Origin of the sequence: Paenibacillus sp. TAB_01, from assembly GCF_043945595.1 — a bacterium.
Classification (GTDB): domain Bacteria; phylum Bacillota; class Bacilli; order Paenibacillales; family NBRC-103111; genus Paenibacillus_S.
Genome location: NZ_JBIFNP010000001.1, coordinates 2,452,733 through 2,476,738 on the forward strand (window position 1 = coordinate 2,452,733; position 24,006 = coordinate 2,476,738).

A 24,006-nucleotide genomic window follows, 5' to 3' on the forward strand; every position below is an offset into this window, starting at 1 on the left:
GACAAGGAGACCGAAGCATAGATGAGCAAGGAACTGGAACAATTCGATATTTTTGATGCTCGGATGAATCCGATCGGGACAGCCCCGCGGCCGGAGGTACATAAGCAGGGGTATTGGCATCAAACCTTCCAATGCTGGATTGTCATGATGCCGGTGCCAGGCGATAGTGCAAATATTCGACAGACGGTGACCGAGCCGGAGCTGCTCTTTCAAATGCGGCACCCGGGAAAGGATACGTTCCCGAGCCTGCTCGACATCTCCTGCGCCGGTCATCTGCTGGCGGGTGAGCGGGTGGAGGAAGGAGTACGCGAGTTGGCGGAGGAGCTGGGCGTCGAGATCGCTTTCGAGCGGCTGCGCCCTTGCGGCGTGTTCCAGGAAGAGCAGCGGATCTCGCCTGTGCTGATCGACCGCGAGTTTTGTCATGTGTTCGTCCTGCCGTACGATCAGCCGCTGGAGCAGTATAAGCTTCAGGAAGACGAAGTCACCGGCTTATACCGGATTCCCCTGTCGGATGTGCGAGAGCTGGCTCAAGGCCGCTTGGGCACGATTACAGCGGATGGTGTAGAGCCGGATGAACGGCAGCGGTTGGCTCCGGTTCAGCGGCAGTTCACTCAAGGTGATTTCGTACCGCACAGCGCCGCTTATTATGACCTGGTGCTAAATACGATCGAGCAGATAATGAGCTGAGCCGGTTGGGGCTGGTCGTGTCCCAGCGTCGCTAACACTGTAGAGCCTTGCCGTCCTCCTGGCCTGCTGCACGGCTCGTGCCGCCCTGGCCTTAGAATCGCTAATGCAGCGCGGCTCTGCGGGTTGCCTTGGCTCATTATCGCTAACGCTGCGGCCCTGTCGGCCTGGCTTCCGAGACGCCAATAACGCTGCGGCCAAGGCCAGATTCAAATGAGCGTATTTCGCCGGAAGCCGGTTGATTTACGGCCGGATTTCGGCTATAATCAATCCACAATCGAATTCACATTCATTATGCCGATGATGAGCATCCAACTCGGAGGCGTTCTCGTCAAGAGTGATCCAGCAGCAGGCTTGCTGCTTTCATACTCCTAAGTTAACCGGGCCCGCCCGTTACCGCGGAACCAAAGAGGATCCGAACGCCTGAGGCGTTCGGGTCAAGTTGGGTGGCACCGCGAGAAAAACGCTCCTCGTCCCATATGGACAAGGGCGTTTTTTGCATTTTTATCAAAAGGAGTGTGGAAGTATGTTGGATATGCAGTGGATACGGGATCATGCGGAGAAGGTACAGGAGCTGGCTCGCCTCAAGAAGATTGACGTTTCGGTGGAAGAGCTGCTTGCGGCGGATCGTAGGAAGCGCAGCCTGTTTCGGAAAACGGAGGCGTTGAGAGCGGCACGAAATCAGGCCTCCCGCGACATCGGTGCGATGCTGCAGCAGACTGGCGACACGAAGGCAGCGGAGGCATTAAAGCTGCAGGTGAAGCAGCTTAACCAGCAGCTGAACGTGTTGGAATCAGAGCTTGAGCAGGTGGAAAAAGACATCGAGCGGCTGATGCTGCTGATGCCGAACGAGGTATCGGCGGATACGCCGTCAGGGCAATCGGACGCAGATAATGTAGAGGTGAAGCGAGTTGGTCAACCGCCGTTATTCGACTTTGAGGCGAAGGACCATGTATCGCTTGGGGAAATGCACGGCATGCTGGACCTTCAGCGGGGCGTCAAGGTAGGCGGGACGCGGAACTATGTGCTGAAAGGGACCGGCTTCATGCTGCACCGCGCTGTGCAGCAGCTGGCGCTCGATCTGCTGATTGCCCGCGGCTTTACGCCGATGGAGGTGCCGCTGCTCGTCAGGCGGGAGGCGCTGCAGCATACGGGATTTTTTCCGCTGGGGCAAGACCAGGTGTACCAGCTGGAGGCTGCGGACAGATGGCTGGTCGGGACCTCGGAGGTGCCTCTCGTTTCCTGCTTCAGCGGCGAGATTATCGATGTGCAGGAGCCGATGCGGCTAGCCGCGGCGACCACCTGCTTCCGCAGCGAGGTGGGATCGGCGGGCAAGGATGTCCGCGGGCTTTACCGGGTCCACCAGTTCGCGAAGGTGGAACAGGTCATTCTATGCGAGAACGACGTCGAGCTGTCGGAGCGGCTGCTTCAGGAGCTCACGGACAATGCGGAACGGCTGCTGGAGCTGTTGGAGCTGCCTTACCGGGTAGTGGCGGTATGCACCGGCGACATGTCGCAGAAAACATATAAGCAGTACGATATCGAGACATGGATGCCAAGCCGGAACGCTTACGGGGAGACTCATTCGTCGTCGATGCTGCTGGATTTTCAGGCGCGGCGCGCGAATATTCGCTACAGGGATGCCAAGAGCAAGCTGCGCTACTGCCATACGCTGAACAATACGGCGGTGGCTACGCCGCGCATCCTGATTCCTTTGCTGGAAAACCATCAGCAGGCGGATGGAACCGTCCTGCTTCCGAAAGCGCTCCGGCCGTATATGGGCGGCTTGGAAAAATTGGTGCCGGCAGATAGACAGACGATGGGAGAAGAAGGGACGACAAGCAATGGAGAGGGAGAGTCAAACAGTGGATATTGAAATCAGAGAAATGTCGATTCAGGACTATGAGCAGGCGGTCGAGCTGTGGAAACGGATTGATGGTCTCGCCTTGAGCGAGGCCGATTCCAAGGAACGGATCGAGGCCTATTTATTGAGAAACGAGGGGCTCAGCTTCGTCGCGGCTGCCAATGAACGGATTGTCGGCACGATATTGTGCGGACATGACGGCCGGAGAGGATTTATTTATCATGTGGCGGTAAGCCCGGACTACCGGGGCAGAAAGCTCGGGAACCGTCTTGTCGAAAAAAGCCTGGAGCAGTTAAAGGCGCAGGGGATCGACAAATGTCATCTTTTTGTGCTTGAGGATAATGCGCTTGGAGGTAAATTCTGGAGCGCCGTCGGCTGGCAGAAGCGGAGCGGATTCTACGTCTATTCCAAAAATGTATAACTCCGGCGCAGGTACGACCGGCCGCGTGTGAGCGCCGCAGCGCTCGCCCGGGATTCACGTTCGCCGATGCTATGAAAAAAAGCTTTGAACCGAACGGCGTATTCTGCGCCGCGGTTCAAAGCTTTTTTTGACATCCCCTTATAGAGAAGCGCGCTTTACGTAATCAAGCAGCATTTGCTCGGTGACGAAAGGGCGTACCGGAGAGATGCCATGATTCGCATGCTCGTTAATACGCGCCGTGGCCCGGTTGATTTCCTCCACCGAGAACGTCTGTCCGGCTTTGCAGGCTTGAACGGCCTTCTCAATAGCTTGCTCCCGTTCGGCATCCAATGCCTGAAACACTTCAAGATGGGAATGCATTTTGCGGGTATGCGCAGTAATCGCTTCGTGTACGCTCATGATCTGGACTCCTTTACGTGCAGAGCTATAAATAGCCGAAGTTACTAGTATGATACTACGTAAATAGCTGTAGCTGCTAGTATGATACTACGTCCCCGTGACCAGGGCAAGTCCTTCCTCAACGGGACAGGCTGATTTTGCAGGAACTAGGCATGCGCCCAACCCAACTGCATATGGTAATCATAAGATGGATATGTGATGACTGCCTAATTATTATTATCTGAAAATTCAATCATTTCAAAACCGATCGGATACGCCCGGGCTCACATCCTTCCTTATCCTTCTCATTTCATAAAAAACGTTCTTGCCTGTACGTGTCCGCGGAACTGCGAGCGGGGTGAGACCTGATGAAAAGAAGTCAAGAAATGATTCGAAAAATGGAGAAATACGGGGCAAACAACTATTATCCTCTTCCTATTGTCGTGGCGCAGGCGGAAGGTGTATGGGTCCGCGATGTTTCCGGAAAGCGGTATATGGATATGCTCAGCGGATATTCGTCCTTGAACCAGGGGCACCGCCATCCCAAAATTATTCAAGCCTTAAAAGATCAGGCAGATAAGGTCACGCTGACCTCACGAGCTTTTCATAACGAACGGCTGGGAGATTTGCTGGAGCTGCTCGCCGGCTTAACGGGGAAGGAAGCGTTCCTCCCGATGAATACCGGCGCCGAAGCCGTCGAAACGGCTATCAAAATGGCGCGCCGGTGGGCTTACAAGGTCAAGGGGGTGCCCGAGGACAAAGCGGAAATTATTGTGTGTGACGGCAATTTTCACGGCCTGGACCGTCACGATTACCTCTTTCTCCAGCACGCCGGAATACCGTCATCAATTCGGTCCGTTCACGCCGGGCTTCGTTTCTATTCCCTACGGCGACTCGGACGCGTTAGAGCAGGCGATCGGTCATCATACCGCCGCCTTTCTTGTGGAGCCGATCCAGGGCGAGGCCGGTATCGTCATCCCGCGCGACGGTTATTTACGCGATGTGGAGGCTTTATGCCGCAAGCATAATGTCCTGCTCATAATGGATGAAATTCAGACAGGACTCGGCCGGACCGGCCAATGGTTCGCCTCCGATTGGGAGCATGTCCACCCGGATGCGTATATATTGGGCAAAGCGCTCGGCGGAGGGGTCATGCCGATATCCATGGTTGCGGCAAACCGGGATATTATGGACGTATTCGATCCGGGCACCCACGGTTCTACGTTCGGAGGCAACCCGCTCGCCTGTGCGGTAGCTATCGCATCGCTGAAGGTTTTGCAGGAAGAAGGGCTTGTGCAGCGTTCCTTGGAGCAGGGGGAATATTTCCTCAACCAGCTGAAGCAGGAGATCCATTCGCCGATTGTGAAGGAAATCCGGGGAAGAGGGCTTTTTATCGGGATCGAGCTTCATGAAGATGCACGGACCTATTGCGAGCGCTTGATGAATCTGGGACTGCTGACCAAAGAAACTCACCATACGCTGATTCGCCTTGCGCCGCCGCTTATTATTACGCAGGATCAGATCGACTGCGCCGTCAGCAAGATCAAAGCCGTTCTGCCAGTATAAAACAAGGAGGCATGATAGCCATGATGCCGTATCGTCCAGAACCGTTTACGGATTTCAGCAACCCGCTCCATAGCGAAGCCCTGTCGGATGCGCTGGCAAAGGTGAAGGAAGAGCTAGGGCGATCCTACCCGTTAATTATCGGCGGAGAAGAGATTTACACGGAAAAAACGTTCACTTCCTTGAATCCGTCGCGGAGCCAGGAGACGATCGGGCTGGTCAGCAAGGCTGACAAAGCATGGGCCGTCAAGGCGATTGAAGCGTCGGCGGAAGCCTTCAAGACTTGGTCCAGGGTACCGGCCGCCCAGCGGTCGGAGCTGCTGTGGAAGACGGCGGCCGCCCTCCGCCGGAGGAAGCAGGAATTTAACGCCTGGCTGATGCTCGAAGCGGGCAAAACCCGCGTAGAAGCCGATGTGGAAACGGCGGAGGCGATCGATTTTCTGGAATATTACGCGAGACAGATGATCGACCTCGGAGAGCGGGGACGCAAGGAGCTGATCCCGCTTGCAGGTGAGCGCAACGAGCTTGAATATTTGCCGCTCGGCGTCGGCGTAGTCATTCCGCCATGGAATTTCCCGCTGGCGATTCTGGCCGGGATGACGGTCGCAGCCGTGGTGACAGGAAACACGGTTGTGCTGAAGCCGTCGAGTCAGACGCCGGTTATCGGGGCGCAATTCGTCGCCCTGCTCCAATCGTGCGGGCTGCCTGCAGGTGTCGTAAATTTCGTGCCGGGAAGCGGAGGCGAGATCGGCGATACGCTTGTGGAGCACCCGGCAACGAGGTTTATTTCCTTCACAGGCTCCCGCGATGTCGGCATACGGATCCAACAGCTGGCCGCCAACGTAGGCCCGGGCCAAATATGGATCAAACGGTTCGTCGGCGAGCTGGGCGGAAAGGACGCCATCCTGGTGGATAAAGAGGCGGATTTGGAGGCGGCTGCCAAAGGAATTGTCGCAGCTGCCTTCGGCTTCTCGGGGCAAAAATGCTCCGCGTGCTCGCGGGCCATCGTCCATGAGGATGTTTACGACCAAGTGCTGAGCCGTTGTATTGAACTGACAAATGCGTTGAAGGTAGGAGAGGCGGACGATTTTGCCAATGATATGGGACCCGTCGTCGACCAGGCCTCCTATGACAAAATTTTGCAGTATGTCGAAATCGGCCGGCAGGAAGGGCGGATCGTGACAGGAGGCAGGGCGCTGGAGCTGCCGGGCTATTTCATTGAACCGACCATTGTGGCGGATCTTGCTCCCGAAGCGCGTCTGATGCAGGAGGAAATCTTCGGCCCGGTGCTGTCTTTTTCCCGCTGTTCGACCTTCGATCAGGGACTTGAAATCGCGAATAACACCGAATACGGATTGACGGGCTCCGTTTATTCGCTGAACCGGGAGCATATTGCCAAAGCCAAGGCGGAATTTCATGTAGGCAATTTATATATTAACCGGAAATGCACTGGAGCTATGGTGGGCGTGCATCCATTCGGCGGCTTTAATATGTCGGGAACGGATTCCAAAGCGGGAGGCCCGGATTACTTGTTCTTATTTACGCAGCCGAAGGTGTGCTCAGAGCTTCTTTAAGCAAGGGGGCTGGTGCTGAAAATGAATTCGTTATACCGTCGGATCGTCCTGAAACTGGCAGGGATGGGAGCTGTCCAATCCCGATTTCAAAAATACGGTTCGCGCCTGGGCGTCCGGCGTTTCGTCGCCGGGGATTCGCTGGAGGAGGCTTTGGAGCAGGTCAAAAGCATGAACAGCCAAGGGCTTGAGGTCACCCTGGACTATTTGGGTGAAAGTATTGTTGATCCGAGGCTGGCCGGCGAGGCGGCCGATCAAATGATCCGGGCGCTGGAGGCGATCGGCAATCAGGGGCTGAATGCGCATCTTTCGGTTAAGCTGACGCAGCTCGGATTCCAGGCGGATCCGCTTCTGTGCCTGAAGCATATGGAGCGGATTACGGGGGCGGCCAAATATTATAACACTTTTGTCAGAATCGATATGGAGGACTCTACGCTGACCGATTCTACGCTCGAGCTGTTCCATTCGCTTGCCGAACGTTTCGGCACGGGGCATATCGGTGTTGTCATCCAGGCCTATTTGTATCGCTCGCCGCAGGATTTGAAGCAGCTGGGGGATCTGGGGACTAACGTCAGGATCGTTAAGGGCGCATACCATGAGCCTGCCGAAGTGGCTTTTACGAAAAAAGAGGACGTGGACCGTCAATATTTGGAGCTGGCAAAGGCGCATTTGGCCGGAGGACACTACACAGCTGTAGCCACCCACGATGAGAACCTGATAGCGGAAATCAAGGCGTATACTTCACTGTTTGGGATCCCACGTTCTCAATTCGAATTTCAGATGCTGTACGGGATTGCTTCCAGCCTGCAGCTTCGGCTTGTCGAGGAAGGATATCGCGTGCGAGTCTACACACCGTTCGGCCGGCAGTGGTATCCCTACTATTCCCGCAGGATTGCTGAGAGACCGGCCAATCTCTGGTTCGTGCTCAAAGGCCTGCTGCGCCGTTGAACGGCTTTGTTTATTCATAACTTCAACTTCAAATGCAATTGTACCTTGGGAGGAGGACGAAGTCTGTGAGCCTAAGGGAACAGGCGGTCGATGTGATAGGCGTTCCTTTTGACCTCGGGGCTTCCTGCCGGGGCAGCCGGATGGGTCCGGATGCGTTTCGCTGCGCCGACCTGCTGAGCAAGCTGCGTAAAGCGGGCTGCGATGCAGCGGATTGCGGAGACGTATCGGCGTCAAAAGGAAAGCCTGCTCGGGGCTCGGAGCCGGAGGAGGGGAGCCCCGATGCGAAATATTTGCAGGATATTGTCCGGTTAAATAAACGGTTATACCGTACGGTATTCCAATCCCGCCAAAACCATCGTCTCCCGGTCGTGATCGGAGGCGATCACAGTCTGGCGATCGGGTCCGTTGCAGGGACGGCCGCTGCGGCAGATGGCCCCTTGGGCGTGATCTGGTTTGACGCGCATGGCGATTTGAATACTTATAAGACGACACCGACAGGGAATATTCACGGCATGTCTCTGGCGGCATTGCTAGGTTACGGTCATCCTCTGCTTGCGCGGATCGGAGGGCTGCGTCCCAAGGTGATGCCTCAGCATGTCGTTTTAATAGGCACCCGCTCACTGGATCCCGGCGAACAGGCGCTCATTCAGGAAACGGGCATCCGGGTGTTTCCGATCCGGGAAATCGACCGGGTAGGCATACAGGACGTGATGAATCAGGTGCTGTCGATTGTCGGGGATGGCACGGCCGGATTTCATCTGAGCTTTGATCTGGACGGTCTGGACCCGACCGATGCTCCTGGCGTCGGCACACCGGTACCGCACGGTGTCCGGCTGGAGGAGGCGCATCTGGCGCTGAGGGCTATCCGGGAAGCGGGAGGGCTTCTCAGCGCGGATTTCGTAGAGCTCAATCCTGCGCTGGATTTGCGGAACCGGACGGCTAGAACGGGTGTGGACCTGATCTGCACCTTATTCGGCGGCTAGCGAAAGCAGTGTTGACTTAAAGGTAAAGCGGCAAACGGCAAACGGGCTTATTGACCTTGAACAAACGGCAGAAAAAAAGGGAGAAAAAACAAAGGTAAGGACAGAGCTAAAGCCTTGGGCGCATCATTCGCGTTCAAAGCGACTTGACTGGAATCGGACATTCTCATTGGGGCAGAAATCAATGCTTGCTGCTTATGCCGCTGCAAACTGTAACTGGATCCGTCGTTCGGAACAGGGGGACTCACGAACAAAAAGAAGGGGGAAATTGAGGACGGCCCTGCGGAAAGCGGGGCTTGACGAGCATAGCTGAAACTCATAAAACAAGCGGTTATGACGAAGACGAAAATGGCTGCGAACGAAATCCAGCGGTTCCAATGCTTCATATTTGTCACCCTATTCTTGGTTTATATGGTACATAATGTATCATATAAACCGGACGATTTCCACTTGAAAATGAGCAGGCTGAGGATCGAGCAAAGCCTATGAGGAAAGAAGACAAATTCCGCGTAACTAGCGGAATTTCGACAAAATTAGCAGAGTTAAAAGTTAATAATATTAATTAAAATAGTAAGGATTTTTTGCCTGCGCAAAGCAACTTTTGGACGCAGATTTCGTCTAAATAAATGCCATATTATGGGATAGAACAGTCCGGCATGTTTTTATTTTATTTTAATCCAAAGGAGAATGGAATGCTGTATCATTTTAGTGAAGACCCTGCTATACGCAGGTTTCATCCGAGGCCTGCCGCGGCCATCCAAGGGAATCCTTCCGTGGTATGGGCCATTGATGAGGAGCACGCTCCTCATTACTTTTTTCCGAGAGCTTGTCCGCGTGTGGTCTGCTGGTGTGAAGAGACGACCTCGCAGGAGGATCGGGAGGAGCTGTTTGCTCTAACGTCCGCAACGAAGCTGGCAGCAGTGGAAAGCGCATGGCTCGAAAGAATACGGCAGACCGTTTTATACCGGTATACGATGCCGGACCAGGCTTTTACATTACATAACGCCCATGCGGGCTACTATGTTTCCTATGAAACCGTAACGCCGATGCTCGTCGAGCCGATGGGGGATTTGCTTCAGCGGCTGACGGCTTCAGGATTGGAGCTTAGACTCACGCCGTCGCTGGTACCTCTTAAAAATCGGATCATGGGGTCTACATTGGGATTTTCGATCATCCGCTTTGCAAATGCCGTCCAGTAGCAGGCGGGAGGATCGGAACATATATTTGTTGTCAAGACAGAGGGGGAGGCGGGCTGTATGGCAGAGAGAACGATAGTAATAAGTGATATTCATGGCTGCTTGGACACCTTTAACCGGCTGCTCCGGCATACGGCCTATTGTCCGGGCAAAGATAGGCTGATGCTGCTGGGCGATTATGTGGACCGCGGACCCGACAGTAAAGAAGTGGTAGAGCAGCTTATTCGCATGAGCTCCGACGGTCTGGTTACGGCGCTGCGGGGAAATCATGACCAGCGGTTTGTCGAATGGCTGTCCAGTCCAGACCCGGTCGTGCAGGCGAAGTTTCTCGAATATGGCGGTTTGCCGACCTTGCAAAGCTACTGCGGCTCCGAGTGGACCGGGTGCGAATGGGATGAATCCAGGCTGTGCGAGCTTAAAGCCTGGATTCTGGAGCGCTATGCGGAGCATGTGCAATTTCTGGCCAGCCGGCCGCTCTATGCGGAGGATGAGCACCATATTTACGTTCATGCAGGATTGAATCCGGCTTTCCCGGAATGGAAGGAGCAGCCTGAAAGGGATTTTATGTGGATTCGCGATCCTTTCTATAACCGTCCGACGGTTGTAGATAAAACAGTTGTTTTCGGGCATACGTTGACGATGGAGCTTCATGACCGGGCGGATATTTGGTTCGGCGGCGACAAAATCGGAATCGATGGCGGCTGCGCTTACGGCTTGCAGCTGAATGCGCTGGAGATACGAGGAGCCAAGGAATACCGCTCGTTTCACTTACCGTCCGATGCGAATGCGGACACGGAGGCGGTTCAGCCGGGGAATGCCGTTTAGTTTGAAAAGCCAATGAAAACATCCCTCTTCTTGAAGCCTGGACGGCTTGGAAGAGGGATGTTTGTTATGCGCGCAATATTCCGGGCTGTTCTATTATAAGGAAACCTTCGGTTTGCGCTTCAACAGCTCGATCAGCTGCTCCGGCTGGTTCGTAATGATGCTGTCGACCTTCAGCTCGAGCATTTTTTCCATCAGCTTGGGATCATTCACCGTCCAGACATAGAGCTGCTTATGATTGGCGGCGGCCGCCTGAGCAAACTCGGCATCCATGAACGTATAGGCTGCGCTGATTACCTCGTAGTCCGGGCTTGTCAGAAGCTGCTGCCTGGATTCCGGGCTGGAAGGCTTCCGGTCTACAATCAGGCCTGTTTTGATGCCGGGATTTCTATGTTTGACCTTCTGAAGCAGTCCTTTATCAAAGGAAGTGACCGTACACTGCTTCTCGAAGTGATGTTTTTCCAATAAATCGACAGTAGCCTCCGCCAGCCGCTTCTGATGTCCGTTGTTTTTCAGCTCGATATTCAGCTTGATCCGGTCGGAAGCCGCTTCAATAACTTGCTCCAGCGTCGGAACGCGCTCGGACTCATACTTTTTGTGAAACCAGCTTCCCGCGCTTGCTTGCTGCAGCTCTTTATAGGAAAGATCCCATAGCGGCTTGTCGATGCCCGTGGTTCGCTTGGCGTTCTCATCATGCATTAATACAAGCACACCATCTGAGGTTTCCTGCACGTCCAGCTCGGCATATCCGGCGCCGTCGTCTATCGCTCTGCGAATGGAGCTTAGCGTATTCTCGGGTGCCGTAACGGAACTGCCGCGGTGGGCGGTGACAAGGCTGCTGTCGTACGATGGTGAAGCTTCGGTTGAAGTGGCGGTCGATATTGCTGTTTCGTTGACTGTGGCAGCGTTTGCGGCCAAGAGGAGGGTGAGGGCGAGAAGGAATTTGTGCATTCTGGGTGTCTCCTAGCATGATGGGATATCCATATTATTATACGTGAAAAACCTTTTTCCTTCTTTTCAAAAAAATAAATTTTCAAAGGGCTAAGTGGAGATTCAGTGCCTAAACGGATGGAGATGACAGGAATGAGGAGCTATTGGTAGAATAAAGCGCTTCACTCGCAAATTTCCCGGGAATAATCACTAAAAACGGCAGGATTGGTGGCGGCTTTCGGGTGAAATATTTAGGTTGCCGAAGTATAATTAAGGACTGAGACGTTACGACAAACAAAATAACAGGATGTGGATGCGATTGAAAGTTCAGTTACTTACCGATTATCTGAAGTCGCGTTGGTATTTCTATGCTTTGGCCATTATGCTCACTGCAAGCGCTAACATCATTCAGTCTTATTATCCCAAGGTTTTGGGGAAGGTTGCGGATGAGCTGCAGGGAAACGGAGCGACAGAGGCCATCATCGTGCACTACAGCTTGGTCAGTGCTTGGCATAGGAGTAGCCTACGGACTGCTGGGAGGGTCCGGGCAGTATACGGTGATGCGTCTTGGACGGTTATTTGAATTTCACACCAGAAGAAGATTGTTCGGCCATTTTACTTCTTTAAGCGAAAGCTATCACTCCAAGCAGGGGATCGGCAGGCTGCTCAGCTATGTCATGAATGATGTCACAAGCGTGCGGGAATCGATCTCTGTCGGGTTGAACCAGACTGTCAACGCAGTGATCCTGCTTTTATCGGTTATCGTCATGATGGGAATCAGCGATATCCCGGTCTCCCTTATCGTGGTGAGCGTACTTCCGCTGGCCTGTATTCCATGGATCGTCGTTTATTTCGGTCCAGGCCATCCGCAAACGTTCTTTGCAGGTGCAGGAATCGCTGGCGCGGATGACGGAATCGGCCGAGGAGCAGTTCGGCGGCATTCGGGTGACGAAAACGTTCGCTGTAGAACCGACTATGCGCAGCCGCTTCGGCGCAACGGTGGATAATATCATTGAGAAGCAGCTGCGGCTCGTGCGATTATCGTCGGTTTTTCAGGCGCTGCTTCCCTTTCTGGGCTCGCTCTCGCTGATCTTGTCTATCGCGGTCGGCGGTTATATGACGATCCATCATCAGCTCTCCCTCGGAAATTTTGTTTCGCTTACGCTGTATTTGCGGATGATGGTCAACCCGCTGCAGCAGATCGGCAACGTAATCAATACGATGCAGCGTTCGAGAGCGTCCTTGGAGCGGATCAACCAGCTGCTGGCCGTCCAGCCGGCTGTGTTGGAGATTGAAGGGGCCAAGCCGATCCATATGAAGAAGAACGGGGAAATTCGCATCGACAACCTGTCGTTTACGTACCCGGATTCCTCTCAACCGGCGCTGCATGACGTCAGTTTGAAGCTGGAACCGGGTAAAACGCTCGGAATCATCGGCAAAACAGGCAGCGGCAAAACGACGCTGGTCAAGCTGCTGCTCCGGATTTATGAGCCGCCCGAAGGGACGATTAAGATCGGTGGGATGGACATCCGCAGCGCTACGCTGGAAAGCCTACGCCACCAAATCGCTTACGTGCCCCAGGATGGGTTTCTGTTCAGCACGACCGTTCGCGACAATATAGCGTTCCATGACCGCGAAATTGCTTTTGAAGCGGTAGAGACGGCCGCCAAGCAGGCCCAGATCTACAATAATATTATGGAATTCCCCGACCAATTCGAAACGAAGCTGGGGGAGAGAGGCGTTACCTTGTCAGGCGGCCAGCGGCAGCGTACCAGTCTCGCCCGAGGTTTTATCAAGGACGCTCCGCTTCTCATTCTGGACGATAGCGTCAGCGCGGTGGATGCCGTAACGGAAACGAAGATCATTGAGAACCTGCGCCTGCGCAGAAAGAACAAAACGACGATCATCATTGCCCATCGCATCAGCGCTTTAAAGCATGCGGATGAAATCATAGTTATGGATGAGGGAACGATTGTGCAGCGGGGAACGCATCATCAATTAATGGCGGAGGAAGGAATTTACGCCTCCCTCTATTCGATCCAGGAGGAGGGGACGCGCTATGTCGAAGGAAGCGGCAACCGGAAATAAGAAGCCGGAAGAAGAAATCAACAGCTCTTATTATGTCAGCAAGGAAGACCGGCGTGCGGCCTTTCGTGCGACATTGGCTTACGCCAAGCCGCACCGGATGAAATTTCTGCTGATCTTCTGCTGTACGCTGCTCGTTATTGCAGCCGATCTGCTGCAGCCGTATCTCGTCAAAATAGCCATCGACGGCGATTTGTTGAACGGAAACAACGATTTCAAGCTGCTGCTGATCATCTGCGGCGTTTATCTGGCGTTATCCGTTGTCAGCTTCGTATTTACTTATATTCAGAACAATCTGCTCCAGTATACGGGCCAAAGCATTGTTGGCCGTATCCGCAAAGAACTGTTCGAGCACATTACGAAGCTTTCCATGCCGTTCTTTGACCGGTTTCAGAGCGGAAGTCTCGTGACGCACGTATCCAGCGATACCGAGGCGCTGAACCAATTTTTTACGCAAGTGTTTCTGAGTTTGATCCGGGATGGCATGACGCTGATATTCATCATTTTGCTTATGTTTCATCTCGATCCGGTGCTGGCCGGATACAGTATGATCCTGCTGCCGATCATAGCGGCTATTGCGATCGGGTTCCGCTCGTATATGCGCAAAACGTACCAGAACGCAAGAACTCAGCTATCCCGTCTGATCGCGTTCGTGGCGGAGAACCTGGCCGGTATGAATATGATTCAGGCGTTCCATCAAGAGAAGGAGCAGGAGAAACGGTTTACGGAGCGCAATCGGATTTATTACCGCGCTAACCTGCGCGAGATCAGAACGAACGTGCTGTTCAACCGGTCGTTCGATATGCTGGGCAACCTGTCGGTTGCCTTCCTGACCTGGCTGGGCGGGATGGCTGTTCTGCACCATTCCATCGAGTTTGGCGTGCTGTATGCGTTTATTACGTATATCCGCCAGTTTTTTCAGCCGATCAACTCGATCACCCAGCAGTGGAACACTCTGCAGTCGACCACGGTATCCATGGACCGTCTGTGGAGATTGTTCACTACCGAGCTTCAGGTTAAAGACGTGCCTAAGCCGATTCAAGTGGAAATGTCGGGTATTCAGGGACGGATTGATTATAACCACGTCCAATTTGAATACCAGGAAGGCGTTCCGATTATTCAGGATCTCGATCTCCATATCCGGCCGGGCGAGATGATCGGAATTGTCGGCACGACGGGCGCGGGAAAAAGCTCGCTGATGAGCCTGCTGTGCCGCTTCTACGATGTCAAGAAGGGCAGCGTCGAGATCGACGGGATGGATGTAAGGCTGCTGCCGCAGGCCTCGCTGCACCGCATGGTCGGCCTTGTTCAGCAGGAGCCGTTCATGTACTCGGGCAGCATCATTGACAATGTCCGGCTGTTCGATGAGACGATTTCCCGCGAGAGGGTTATCGAGGCCTGCACCTTCGTGGGGGCGGATACGCTGATTTCGCGCTTGAAGAACGGGTACGACACCCAGCTGTCGGAGCGGGGAAGCGGACTATCGGCAGGGGAGCGGCAGCTGATTTCTTTTGCGCGGATCGTGGTGTTCCAGCCTAAAATTCTAATATTGGATGAGGCTACCGCCAATCTGGATTCCCACACGGAGCAGCTCGTACAGTCCGCCCTGCATATCGTTTCCAAGGGAAGGACGACGCTCGTCATCGCTCATCGGCTCTCCACCATCATGCAGGCAGACCGCATCCTGGTGATGAAGCAGGGACGGATTGTGGAAGAGGGCAGCCACCGGCAGTTGATGGAGCAGCACGGGTACTACGAGCAGCTGTACCGCCATTCCCAAGGCAAGCCGGTGCAAGGAGCGGTATAAGGCTGGCATCCTACGCTTAATAGAAAAGAACAATGTCATTTCAGGAGACGAATCTTCTGTATTTGGCCCAAAGTACAGCGGCTCCGCGCCATAGCGGGGCCGTTGTTACTTTATCAGTGACTGGAACCCTATATCCATTCCTCTACGCACGTGTGTATGCTTATGCGCATGCCAGCCGGTGAATAACAGAATCTTTTGATTATAACAATCTTGCATCCTGTATAATGGGACTAAATGGATCTTGAAGGGGGCCGTACAATTCATGAAGAGAATTGCCATTGATATGGACGAGGTTGTAGCTGACTTTAATCCGAAAATGCTGCGGGTCATTAATCGCGACCATAACGACAATCTGACGATGAACGATCTGATGGGGACACGCCTCAGGCACCTGCGTCCTCATTTGCACAATGAAATTAACGCTTACCTGCGTGACCCGTTGTTCTTCCGCGATTTGGAGGTCATGAAGGACAGTCAGGAAGTGATCAAGCAATTGAGCGAACGCTATGAAATTTTCATAACGACCGCGGCCATGGAGCATCCGGCTTCCTTCACCGCAAAGTATGAATGGTTAAAGGAGCATTTTAGTTTTTTAAATGAACTCAATTTTGTGTTTTGCGGGGATAAAAGCATTATCCATGCCGATTATTTGATTGACGATAATGCCCGGCATTTTCAACGTTTTACGGGGCAGGGAATCCTCTTTACATCGCCTCATAATATTCATGAGTCCGGTTACGTACGGGTTCACAACTGGCTGGAAGTGAGGGAATACTTTTTGAACTGACGGGGAGGGAAAGGCCGGCGATCGCTCGAAATCCATTGGCTGATGGGCGAGGGGCATCCGGCGCTTTTTCGGACCGCTTCGTTCAAATGAGGGAACGAAGATAAAGCCGAAGGGCCCATAGCCCCGGCTTTATTTTCGTTTGTTGTGGGGGAAATCAATAAACGTCGCGTGCATATCGTTTGGATTTCGCCATTTCCTTCACATAGCTCTCCGCGTCAGGCCGGGTCATGCTTCCATGCTGTTGGATGATTTGCTTCAATGCTTCTTCAACCTCTGCGGCCATTCGGCTCGCATCGCCGCAAATGTAAAAGTGAGCACCGTCTTGCAGCCATGCCCAGAGCTCTTCTCCATGCTCCCGCATCCGGTGCTGCACATACAATTTCTCCTGCTGATCGCGAGAGAAGGCTGTACTCAGCCGGTGAAGAATCCCGCTGTCCCGCATCGCCTCCAGCTCATCCTTGAAGTAGAAATCATACTCGGAGCGCTGTTCGCCGAAGAAGAGCCAATTTTTCCCCTTCGCGCCGGCAGTCTGCCGCTCTTGAAGGAAGCCCCGGAACGGCCCTACGCCGGTGCCTGCTCCGACCATGATCATCGGTACATCCGGATGGGCAGGCGGGCGGAAATGAGCGGATTTCTGTACAAAGATGGAAACCTCCTCCTCGGGTTTGATTCGCTCAGCGAGGAAGGTGGAGCAGACGCCTTTGCGGATACGTCCGTTGAACTGGTAACGAACGGTAGAGACGGTTATGTGAACCTCGTCTGAGTTCACTTTGGAGCTGGAAGAGATCGAATACAGTCTTGGCTGTAAAGGCTTCAGCAGCCCGATCAATTGTTCGGCATTCAGCACAGCGGGAAATTGCTGAAGTAGATCGATCAGTTGGCGACCCTGAAGCCACTTTTTCAGCTCGGCTTTATTTTCCTTCTTCAACAGCTGTCCGAGCGTCTCGCTGCCGGAGCGTTCCTGGAGGAATTGGAGGACGCCGGGAGGGATACGCGCAATCTCAACATGCCGGAGGAGCGCTTCCTCGAGCGGCATTTGCCGGTCATTTACCGTTACGAGCGCAGAGGGAGGCAAGCCGGTCGTATCAAGCAGCTCTTTAACAAGCTCCGGGCAGTTGGAAGGCCAGACACCCAGCGCATCGCCGACCTCATAATGCAGACCGGTATTTTTTAAATCGAACACGTAATGGCGCGTGTCTTTCTCGGAGCCTTCCCTGCTCAGGCGACGGCTGGAGAGCATGCACGTACGCAGCGGACGATTGCGGTCATACGTCCTAGCCATGGAGATGGAGGCTTCCGTCGCTGCGGCCGTTTCCGTTTCATGGCTGATCAGCACAGCGGCTGCAGAATGAGCTGTCTCGACTGAAGCGCTGTTTCCCGGTTCCGCTGTCCAAGAGATCGAATTCAGCCATACATCGACTTGCTCTCGAGTATCGGTATCGCAGTCGAGACGATCCCTAAGACGTCGTGCTCCAAGCTGTTCCAGACGGGCATCGAGATTTCGTCCGAACCCGCAGAACAGGTCGTAGCTGGAATCGCCGAACGCAAGAACGGCATAACACAGCTCCGGTAGTCGAGGAGCGTTCTCCGCTTGTAACGCCTGCCAGAAGCTTGTGCCGTTATCCGGCGGATCGCCGGCGCCAAACGTGCTGGCGACTATCAGGACACAGCGCTCCGAAGACAATTCATCGAGTGCAAAGGCGTCCATGCTCTTTATTCGAATGCTGCGGCCTGCCGCCTGCAGCTTCTTGGCGCATTCATGAGCCGCTTCTTCGGCGTTGCCTGTTTGCGAAGCCCACAGAATCGTCACCTGCGCCCGGTTAGTTTCGGCCTGCGCAGCCGGGGCAGGGGATGGCGTCCATGCGCGCTCTGCATCCGGAAGATAGGTGCGGGAGAACATCCCGGCCAGCATCCCGTCGAGCCAATACTTTTTGGCAGGCTCGAGCGGCGCCGTAGGAGGAAGGACGGGAACGCCCGAAGCGCTTCGTGCATCGTCTGTACGCAAGCTGGTCATAAAACCGGCAAGATACAGCTTCTCATGACTTTCTAAAGATAAGCTGGCCGGTGATTCGATGCCTAACATGGTTGCGAGTGTATCCACTTTGGTCATGTAAACTTCCTCCTTTTGCGCCGATTTCACTGCCGCTGCCCCAGAGAGAACGGGTGTTCTTTCGCCCGGCGATGGCGTTTGCTCAGCCGGAGCCTTCTCTGCAGCCCGAGCCAGCGAAACGGCGCAAAATTTAAATTCCGGCTGAAAAGAAATCGGGTCGGTCGCGTCATTCGTCACCTCGTTAATTGCAAGCTTCTCGCCGAACACATCGTTCCAGTGAAAGGGAGCGAAGCAGTTGCCCGGACGCACTCTGTCGGTAACGATGGCCGGTAAAATGGCTGAACCCCGGCGCGACCGGATCTCTACCCGATCTTTGTCGCTGATGCCAAGCGCCTGTGCATCCTCGGGATGAATCTCAAGGAAGGGACCTGGATTCAATTTATTGAGCATCGTAATTTTGCCGGTTTTGGTCAAGGTATGCCATTGATGCTGCAAGCGGCCTGTATTGAGAACGAATGCGAACTCGTCGTCCGGCATTTCAGAGGGGGGCAAAAAAGGACGGGCGAGAAAAACGCCTTTCCCGCTTTCGGTTGCAAAAACGACGCGCGGACGGCTTCCATCCTCATTTTCCCTCAGCTGCTGGCTGACGCCTGTGTTCAAATAGCGGATCGGATTGCGGTCATTCACGCTACTGGGAGCGCAGGGCCACTGCCATGGCGTTTCCCGTAATCGCTCATAGGAAGCGCCGCGAATATCGTAGCCCGTCTTCGGATTCCAGGCTTGTTGGATTTCAAGGTATACATCGGCTGAAGAGTCATAAGTAAAAGCCGGGGCAAAGCCCATTTCACATGCGACCCGCGCGATAATCTGCCAGTCCGGCATTGCTTCGCCGGGAGGATGAACCGCCTTTTGCATCAAGGTCAGATTCCGTTCGGAGTTGATCATCACGCCCTCAGCTTCCGACCATAGAGCTCCGGGCAGCATCAGGTCCGCATAGCGATTCGTTTCGGTGTCGAAGAAGGCGTCCTGCGTAATGACGAGATCGGCAGCCTGCAGGCCTGCGATCACGTTCTTGCGGTTAGCTACCGTTGCGACCGGGTTGGTGCAGATGATCCAGCAGGCGTTAATCTCTCCCTCCTGCATCTTTTGGAACATGGACACGGTGCCCGTACCTGTCTCGGTCCAGGAGGGAGCCGCGCGGAATTTGCCACATATCTTCGATAAAATGACGCTCCGCTTCAACGAGCACGCTGCGCTGCCCGGGCAGACCGGGCCCCATATAACCCATCTCCCGGCCTCCCATGGCATTCGGCTGTCCGGTAAGCGAGAAGGGGCCGCTCCCGGGGCGGCATATGGCACCGGTGGCCAGATGCAGATTGCAGATGGCATTCGTATGCCATGTGCCGTGCGTGCTCTGATTCAGCCCCATGGTCCAGCAGCTCATCCACTCGGGGGATTCGCCGATCCATTGTGCCGCCCGGCGAATATCGGCTTCGGGAATGCCTGTTATCTCAGACACCCTGTCGGGAGGATAGTCCTCCAAAAATCCCGGCATAGCATCCCAGCCTGAAGTAAATTCGGCAATGAAGGCGGGGTCGGTATGGCCGTTTTTGACGATCAGGTGCAAAAGTCCGTTGAGCAGAGCCAGGTCGGTGCCCGGCTTGATCTGCATATATAGCGCTGCCTTGTCTGCCGTGGCGTTGCGCCGGGGATCGACTACAATGAGCTTGGCGCCTGCTTTCACGCGGTCCATGATTCGCAGAAACAAAATCGGATGACAGTCCGCCATGTTGGCCCCGATAACGAAAAACAGATCCGCCCGGTTCGATATCCTGGTAAGAGCCGGGCGAGCCGTCCGCTCCGAGCGAAAGCTTATACCCGCTGCCGGCGCTAGCCATACATAGCCGGGAGTTGGATTCGATGTTGTTGGTCCGGATGAAGCCCTTGGCCAGCTTGTTAATAAGGTATTGTGCTTCCAGCGACATTTGCCCCGATACATAAAACGAGATGGCGTCCGGCCCCTGCGCATCGAGAATAGCCCGCAGCCGCCTTGCTGTCTCGGTGATCGCTTCGTCGATTGCGAGCCGAACCGGCTCAGCCCCTCGCGCTGGGCGGCGATAAGCGTATTCCATTCGTCCCGATTCCGTTATGGCTTGCGCGCAAGTGCTGCCTTTCGTGCATAATCTGCCGAAATTAGCGGGGTGCTCTTTATCGCCGGTCACTTTCGTTACACGATTACCGGCCACTTCCAGCACGATGCCGCAGCCGACACCGCAATAGGGGCAGACGCTTTTCACTTTTTTTGTCGTCATAGTCGTCATTATCGATCACCAGTGTTCACGTATTTAGCACGTTTGGAATAGGAAACGGTTGAAGCGGGAGAACTGCCAAACTAACTATTTACAACTAAATATATATCGCACTACGAATGAAGTCAATAAATCGTGTTATAATAACTAACATAAAATAATAATTTTTATGAAAATCTTTCTGGATTCGTAAATTTGCGTCATAAAACATTACATTAAATGAGCAATGAGTTTGTCTTGGAGCTTCCTATCCCATACACTGAGATATAAATGGAACGGAGGAGACGGCAATGGAGCAGGAGCATTTACCTAAACATATCTATGAGCAGCTGGCATTCTTCCGGTACCGTATTCGCAAATTTATCCGGTTTAGCGAAGAGGCCGCCAGAAGCAAAGGGTTAACCCCTCAATCTCATCAGCTGATGCTGTCGATCATGGGATTCCCCGAAAGAAATTATGCTACGCCGAAGGAGTTGGCGGAGCGTCTGCAAATTACGCCTCATGCGTGCGTAGAGCTTATCCAGCGCTGCGAAGAGCAAGGGATGGTGCAGCGTTGTCCAAACCGGCAGGACAGGCGGAGCATTCTCATAAGTTTGACCGAAAAGGGAATGGGGATCTTGGAGGAGCTTTCCGAAATTCATGTCGATGAATTGAAACGGGCGGGGCTGCTTGTATTTGATAAGGAATGAACCTCTTCCGGGCGGAAGAGGTTTTTTTGGAATACAGCCGATGTCTTCTTAGGTCTCCACTAAGATGTCTCCCGTACGGGACAGATCGTATCCGGAGATAGCCTGGAGTTCTTGCTTGAATGCTGCAGACTGCAATATTCGCAGCAGCGAATCGATCCAGGCCCGGTTTTCCGGTTTCTTGAGCATCACGAGGTCATACCGTTCCTGAATCAGCGGAATGAACTGGACATGTCCGACAATCGATGCAGCTTTCTCAATGCCAACCCCGACATCGGCTTTGCCGGACGCCACTTTTGAGGCCACCCCGAGGTGGTTGGCTTGTTCGTTCTCGTAGCCGTCCAGCTGCTCCGGCTTGATGCCGTGAAGACGGAGCTGCTCGTCCAGAAGCACCCGCGCGCCGGAGCCTTTTTCCCGATTCACGAATTTGAGCCCCGGCCGGCTTAGGTCAGACCATTGCTGAAGTCCGAACGGATTTCCTTGCCTTACGTAAAGTCCGGCGCTGCGGGAAAGCAGGTTGACGACCAAGTAAGAGGAGCCGACGAGCAAGCTTCGGATGTACGGAAGGTTATACTCCCCTGTATCTCCGTCCAAGAGATGGGTGCTGACAAGATCCGACTCTCCGCGGTACATCGAGATCAGGCTGTCGAGGCTGCCGACAAAGGAGCGCAGAGGGCGGATGCCCGGAATGGTTTTCTCCATATGCTTAGCTAAAATATCGAGACCGATATCATGCCCGGTAATTACGAGCGGGCGAATGGCACTGGTGCTGACGGAGACGGAAGAGGGCGTCGATTGGCTCGCCGGAAGAGGACGATCCGCCGCGGTAAGCGTCCTTGCCCGCTGTTTATAAGCTTCCAGATCGGAAGCGTCCACCCGCATTTGCTTGCCGACGCGATAAGAAGGCAAATCGCCTTTTTTTATGAGATCATACACGGTGAGCTTGGATATTTTGAGCAGCTTGGCGATTTCTTCGGTTGTATAAGACATATCGCTTGACAAATCGCGAACCTCCTAGTCAGAAGCATAACTGGCTTATGTGATATGCCTAATTATAACACAATCCTATGAACGAGATTATCATTGCAGCGGAATGGGAATGAATTTAGACAGGGCAACATTTTTTTGCTGTTCGACGTAATACGTCGGGATAAAACGTCTGCGTAAGTTTACAAGGAGGTGTACGGCAGGTATAATAATCATGTTTATTTATAATTAAATCCTACTTAGGATAGGGGAAATGATTTGGAATGATTAAAAATAGTTATATCTTGTGTTTGATTGTATCCGTAATGCTGGTATTTGCTGGATGCGGTACTGCATCCAATTCGGCTGCCGGCGGCAGTAATGCAGGTTCGCAGGCTCCAGCCGCAAATACGCCAAGTCCAGCGCCGGCGGAAAAGGTGGAACTGACCGTGTCGGCTGCAGCGAGCATGACCGACGCACTGAAAGAAATTCAGAAGGCTTACGAAGCGGAAAATCCGAACATCAAATTAAATTTTAACTTCGGTGCTTCCGGCGCGCTTCAGCAGCAGATTGAACAGGGAGCTCCGGCAGACTTGTTCCTTTCGGCAGCGGCCAAAAATATGAAAGAGCTTGTAGATAAGCAGTACATCCAGGCGGATCAGCAAAAAAAGCTGCTGACTAACGAGCTGGTGGCTGTTGTAGGAACGGATGCGAAGGCGCAAATCGCACAGGTCGCAGACTTGGCCCAAACGGATGTGAAGCATGTGGCTGTCGGCATCCCCGAGAGCGTGCCTGCCGGAAGCTATGCCAAGGAAGCACTGACGAACGCAAAGCTCTGGGATTCGCTGCAGCCCAAGCTGGTGCAGGCCAAAGACGTGAGACAGGTGCTGCAATATGTGGAAACTGGAAATGCAGAGGTTGGATTCGTTTATAAGACAGACGCGTTAACCTCGCAGAAGGTCAAGGTTTCCTTTGCCGTCGACCCTAAGACATACACGCCTGTCGAATATCCGATCGGACTTGTTAAGGCGACGAAGCATGCGAAGGAAGCGGGAAGCTTTTACACTTATTTGCAGTCTAAGGCAGCGCTGGACGTATTCGTTAAATACGGATTTTCCGTAATTCAATAAATGTGAACATGATGAGCTGGCATGAATTCTGGACGCCGATCAGGCTATCGCTGCAGGTTTCGCTCTTATCCAGTTTAGTCGTTATTGTTCTTGGTGTAGGCGCAGCCTGGTGGATGTCCCGGCATACCTTTAAAGGAAAAATGATTCTTGAAACCTTTGCGATGCTGCCGCTGGTTCTTCCGCCGACGGTCGTCGGCTTTGTGCTCCTCGTCATGCTGGGACGGAAAAGCCTGCTCGGCCGGTTCATCGAATGGCTGTTTGCCGCCCCGGTCATTTTTTCCTGGTGGGCCGCCGTGATCGCTTCGGTTGTCGTGGCCTTCCCGCTTGTGTATCAAACGATGAAGGTTGGATTTGCCGCGGTAGACCGCGATTTGGAAGGGGCTGCGCGCTCCTATGGAGCTAACGAGCGGCAGGTGTTCAGATATATCACGCTTCCGTTGACGGTTCGTTCGCTCGTCACCGCCTATATTCTCGGGTTCGCGCGCAGTCTGGGCGAATTCGGGGCCACGCTGATGATCGCGGGCAATATCCCCGGGAAAACGCAGACGATTCCTACGGCTATTTATGTCGCTGTGGATTCCGGACATGTGGGGATGGCTTGGGCCTGGACGGTAGCGATTATCTTTATTTCGTTCCTTATGCTGCTGCTTACCCGATCTAAACCATAGTTGTTTATGAAAAGTCGCCCGATGGGGGCGGCTTTTTTGCGTCCAAAAACGTCTTGTTTTGTAACATGAGGTGTGGGTTTGACATATTTATATGAAAGGTTTGTGTTAGGGAATTACGGAGGTTAACGGCGGAAAAGTTTCTTGTTGACGCTGGATGCTGA

General features: G+C 53.7%; 18 protein-coding genes and 3 pseudogenes. 15 read left to right on the forward strand and 6 right to left on the reverse strand.

Annotation, left to right across the window (positions count from 1 at the left end; translation table 11 throughout):
• Positions 1 to 21 precede the first annotated feature (21 nt).
• The 3 genes from ACHHV8_RS11955 (at position 22) to ACHHV8_RS11965 (ending at position 2,969) form a co-directional block, all read left to right on the forward strand.
• Entirely contained in the window at positions 22 to 687 is a 666-nt protein-coding gene (locus ACHHV8_RS11955) for an NUDIX hydrolase (protein WP_395158462.1), read from the forward strand.
• Between the two features lie 523 nt (positions 688 to 1,210).
• Positions 1,211 to 2,560, forward strand: coding sequence for a serine--tRNA ligase (serS, locus tag ACHHV8_RS11960; protein ID WP_395158463.1), 1,350 nt, complete (start codon positions 1,211 to 1,213; stop codon positions 2,558 to 2,560).
• A complete protein-coding gene (locus ACHHV8_RS11965; protein ID WP_395158464.1) occupies positions 2,550 to 2,969 on the forward strand; it encodes a GNAT family N-acetyltransferase in 420 nt (139 codons plus the stop codon). Before serS ends, ACHHV8_RS11965 begins: the two co-directional genes overlap by 11 nt.
• A 138-nt stretch (positions 2,970 to 3,107) precedes the next feature.
• Here the strand turns inward: ACHHV8_RS11965 and ACHHV8_RS11970 are convergent, their stop codons facing one another.
• Positions 3,108 to 3,368, reverse strand: a complete 261-nt coding sequence (locus ACHHV8_RS11970; RefSeq protein ID WP_395158465.1) for a DUF2533 family protein — start codon at positions 3,366 to 3,368, stop codon at positions 3,108 to 3,110.
• A 347-nt stretch (positions 3,369 to 3,715) separates the two neighbouring features.
• Between ACHHV8_RS11970 and ACHHV8_RS11975 the strand changes: the two are divergent.
• The 4 genes and pseudogenes from ACHHV8_RS11975 to rocF all read left to right on the forward strand — a co-directional run bounded on the left by ACHHV8_RS11975 (position 3,716) and on the right by rocF (position 8,412).
• Positions 3,716 to 4,913 (forward strand): annotated as a pseudogene (locus tag ACHHV8_RS11975) (ornithine--oxo-acid transaminase).
• 20 nt (positions 4,914 to 4,933) lie between these two features.
• On the forward strand, positions 4,934 to 6,484 hold the full coding sequence (pruA, locus tag ACHHV8_RS11980) for an L-glutamate gamma-semialdehyde dehydrogenase (RefSeq protein WP_395158466.1): 1,551 nt from the start codon (positions 4,934 to 4,936) through the stop codon (positions 6,482 to 6,484).
• A 21-nt stretch (positions 6,485 to 6,505) separates the two neighbouring features.
• Positions 6,506 to 7,429, forward strand: a complete 924-nt coding sequence (locus ACHHV8_RS11985; RefSeq protein WP_395158467.1) for a proline dehydrogenase family protein — start codon at positions 6,506 to 6,508, stop codon at positions 7,427 to 7,429.
• Positions 7,430 to 7,494: 65 nt separating this feature from the next.
• Complete coding sequence (gene rocF / locus ACHHV8_RS11990) at positions 7,495 to 8,412, forward strand: arginase (protein WP_395158468.1); 918 nt, start codon at positions 7,495 to 7,497, stop codon at positions 8,410 to 8,412.
• A 47-nt stretch (positions 8,413 to 8,459) separates the two neighbouring features.
• On the opposite strand, the gene ACHHV8_RS11995 is transcribed toward rocF, so the two are convergent.
• The gene (locus ACHHV8_RS11995) at positions 8,460 to 8,795 is read right to left on the reverse strand and encodes a hypothetical protein (protein WP_395158469.1); all 336 of its coding nucleotides are present in this window, start codon (positions 8,793 to 8,795) and stop codon (positions 8,460 to 8,462) included.
• 306 nt (positions 8,796 to 9,101) lie between these two features.
• Between ACHHV8_RS11995 and ACHHV8_RS12000 the strand changes: the two genes are divergently transcribed.
• A complete protein-coding gene (locus ACHHV8_RS12000; RefSeq protein WP_395158470.1) occupies positions 9,102 to 9,608 on the forward strand; it encodes a DUF6886 family protein in 507 nt (168 codons plus the stop codon).
• A gap of 57 nt (positions 9,609 to 9,665) precedes the next feature.
• On the forward strand, positions 9,666 to 10,430 hold the full coding sequence (locus ACHHV8_RS12005; protein WP_395158471.1) for a metallophosphoesterase family protein: 765 nt from the start codon (positions 9,666 to 9,668) through the stop codon (positions 10,428 to 10,430).
• 93 nt (positions 10,431 to 10,523) lie between these two features.
• Here ACHHV8_RS12005 and ACHHV8_RS12010 read toward each other — a convergent pair whose 3' ends face one another.
• Positions 10,524 to 11,378, reverse strand: coding sequence for a glycerophosphodiester phosphodiesterase (locus ACHHV8_RS12010; protein WP_395158472.1), 855 nt, complete (start codon positions 11,376 to 11,378; stop codon positions 10,524 to 10,526).
• Between the two features lie 292 nt (positions 11,379 to 11,670).
• Between ACHHV8_RS12010 and ACHHV8_RS12015 the strand changes: the two are divergent.
• From ACHHV8_RS12015 to ACHHV8_RS12025, 3 genes and pseudogenes are all read left to right on the forward strand, one after another.
• Positions 11,671 to 13,445: pseudogene (locus ACHHV8_RS12015) on the forward strand (ABC transporter ATP-binding protein).
• The gene (locus ACHHV8_RS12020) at positions 13,417 to 15,249 is read left to right on the forward strand and encodes an ABC transporter ATP-binding protein (RefSeq protein WP_395158473.1); all 1,833 of its coding nucleotides are present in this window, start codon (positions 13,417 to 13,419) and stop codon (positions 15,247 to 15,249) included. Before ACHHV8_RS12015 ends, ACHHV8_RS12020 begins: the two are co-directional and overlap by 29 nt.
• A 262-nt stretch (positions 15,250 to 15,511) precedes the next feature.
• Positions 15,512 to 16,036 (forward strand): 5' nucleotidase, NT5C type, encoded by a 525-nt coding sequence (locus ACHHV8_RS12025; RefSeq protein WP_395158474.1) that lies wholly within the window; start codon positions 15,512 to 15,514, stop codon positions 16,034 to 16,036.
• Between the two features lie 154 nt (positions 16,037 to 16,190).
• On the opposite strand, the gene ACHHV8_RS12030 is transcribed toward ACHHV8_RS12025, so the two are convergent.
• Positions 16,191 to 19,241, reverse strand: coding sequence for a sulfite reductase subunit alpha (locus ACHHV8_RS12030; protein WP_395158475.1), 3,051 nt, complete (start codon positions 19,239 to 19,241; stop codon positions 16,191 to 16,193).
• Positions 19,210 to 20,407, reverse strand: a pseudogene (locus ACHHV8_RS12035) (molybdopterin-dependent oxidoreductase). The gene ACHHV8_RS12030 and the pseudogene ACHHV8_RS12035 overlap by 32 nt, the downstream one beginning before the upstream one ends.
• Before the next feature lie 278 nt (positions 20,408 to 20,685).
• Here ACHHV8_RS12035 and ACHHV8_RS12040 point away from each other — a divergent pair.
• Positions 20,686 to 21,084, forward strand: a complete 399-nt coding sequence (locus ACHHV8_RS12040) for a MarR family winged helix-turn-helix transcriptional regulator (protein ID WP_395158476.1) — start codon at positions 20,686 to 20,688, stop codon at positions 21,082 to 21,084.
• A gap of 48 nt (positions 21,085 to 21,132) precedes the next feature.
• Here the strand turns inward: ACHHV8_RS12040 and ACHHV8_RS12045 are convergent, their stop codons facing one another.
• The gene (locus ACHHV8_RS12045) at positions 21,133 to 22,083 is read right to left on the reverse strand and encodes a substrate-binding domain-containing protein (protein ID WP_395158477.1); all 951 of its coding nucleotides are present in this window, start codon (positions 22,081 to 22,083) and stop codon (positions 21,133 to 21,135) included.
• Positions 22,084 to 22,331: 248 nt separating this feature from the next.
• Between ACHHV8_RS12045 and modA the strand changes: the two genes are divergently transcribed.
• Complete coding sequence (gene modA, locus ACHHV8_RS12050) at positions 22,332 to 23,177, forward strand: molybdate ABC transporter substrate-binding protein (RefSeq protein ID WP_395158478.1); 846 nt, start codon at positions 22,332 to 22,334, stop codon at positions 23,175 to 23,177.
• 8 nt (positions 23,178 to 23,185) lie between these two features.
• Positions 23,186 to 23,845, forward strand: coding sequence for a molybdate ABC transporter permease subunit (modB, locus tag ACHHV8_RS12055; protein WP_395158479.1), 660 nt, complete (start codon positions 23,186 to 23,188; stop codon positions 23,843 to 23,845).
• The last annotated feature ends 161 nt before the right edge of the window (positions 23,846 to 24,006 follow it).

Coding starts and splice junctions, on each gene's coding strand:
- ACHHV8_RS11970 (WP_395158465.1), bottom strand. CDS start 3,368: ATGAGCGTACACGAAGCGATTACTGCGCATACCCGCAAAATGCATTCC.
- modA (WP_395158478.1), top strand. CDS start 22,332: ATGATTAAAAATAGTTATATCTTGTGTTTGATTGTATCCGTAATGCTG.
- ACHHV8_RS11985 (WP_395158467.1), top strand. CDS start 6,506: ATGAATTCGTTATACCGTCGGATCGTCCTGAAACTGGCAGGGATGGGA.
- ACHHV8_RS12005 (WP_395158471.1), top strand. CDS start 9,666: ATGGCAGAGAGAACGATAGTAATAAGTGATATTCATGGCTGCTTGGAC.
- ACHHV8_RS11955 (WP_395158462.1), top strand. CDS start 22: ATGAGCAAGGAACTGGAACAATTCGATATTTTTGATGCTCGGATGAAT.
- ACHHV8_RS12025 (WP_395158474.1), top strand. CDS start 15,512: ATGAAGAGAATTGCCATTGATATGGACGAGGTTGTAGCTGACTTTAAT.
- ACHHV8_RS12010 (WP_395158472.1), bottom strand. CDS start 11,378: ATGCACAAATTCCTTCTCGCCCTCACCCTCCTCTTGGCCGCAAACGCT.
- ACHHV8_RS11995 (WP_395158469.1), bottom strand. CDS start 8,795: ATGAAGCATTGGAACCGCTGGATTTCGTTCGCAGCCATTTTCGTCTTC.
- ACHHV8_RS12000 (WP_395158470.1), top strand. CDS start 9,102: ATGCTGTATCATTTTAGTGAAGACCCTGCTATACGCAGGTTTCATCCG.
- ACHHV8_RS12020 (WP_395158473.1), top strand. CDS start 13,417: ATGTCGAAGGAAGCGGCAACCGGAAATAAGAAGCCGGAAGAAGAAATC.
- serS (WP_395158463.1), top strand. CDS start 1,211: ATGTTGGATATGCAGTGGATACGGGATCATGCGGAGAAGGTACAGGAG.
- modB (WP_395158479.1), top strand. CDS start 23,186: ATGATGAGCTGGCATGAATTCTGGACGCCGATCAGGCTATCGCTGCAG.
- ACHHV8_RS12040 (WP_395158476.1), top strand. CDS start 20,686: ATGGAGCAGGAGCATTTACCTAAACATATCTATGAGCAGCTGGCATTC.
- ACHHV8_RS12030 (WP_395158475.1), bottom strand. CDS start 19,241: ATGTTCCAAAAGATGCAGGAGGGAGAGATTAACGCCTGCTGGATCATC.
- pruA (WP_395158466.1), top strand. CDS start 4,934: ATGATGCCGTATCGTCCAGAACCGTTTACGGATTTCAGCAACCCGCTC.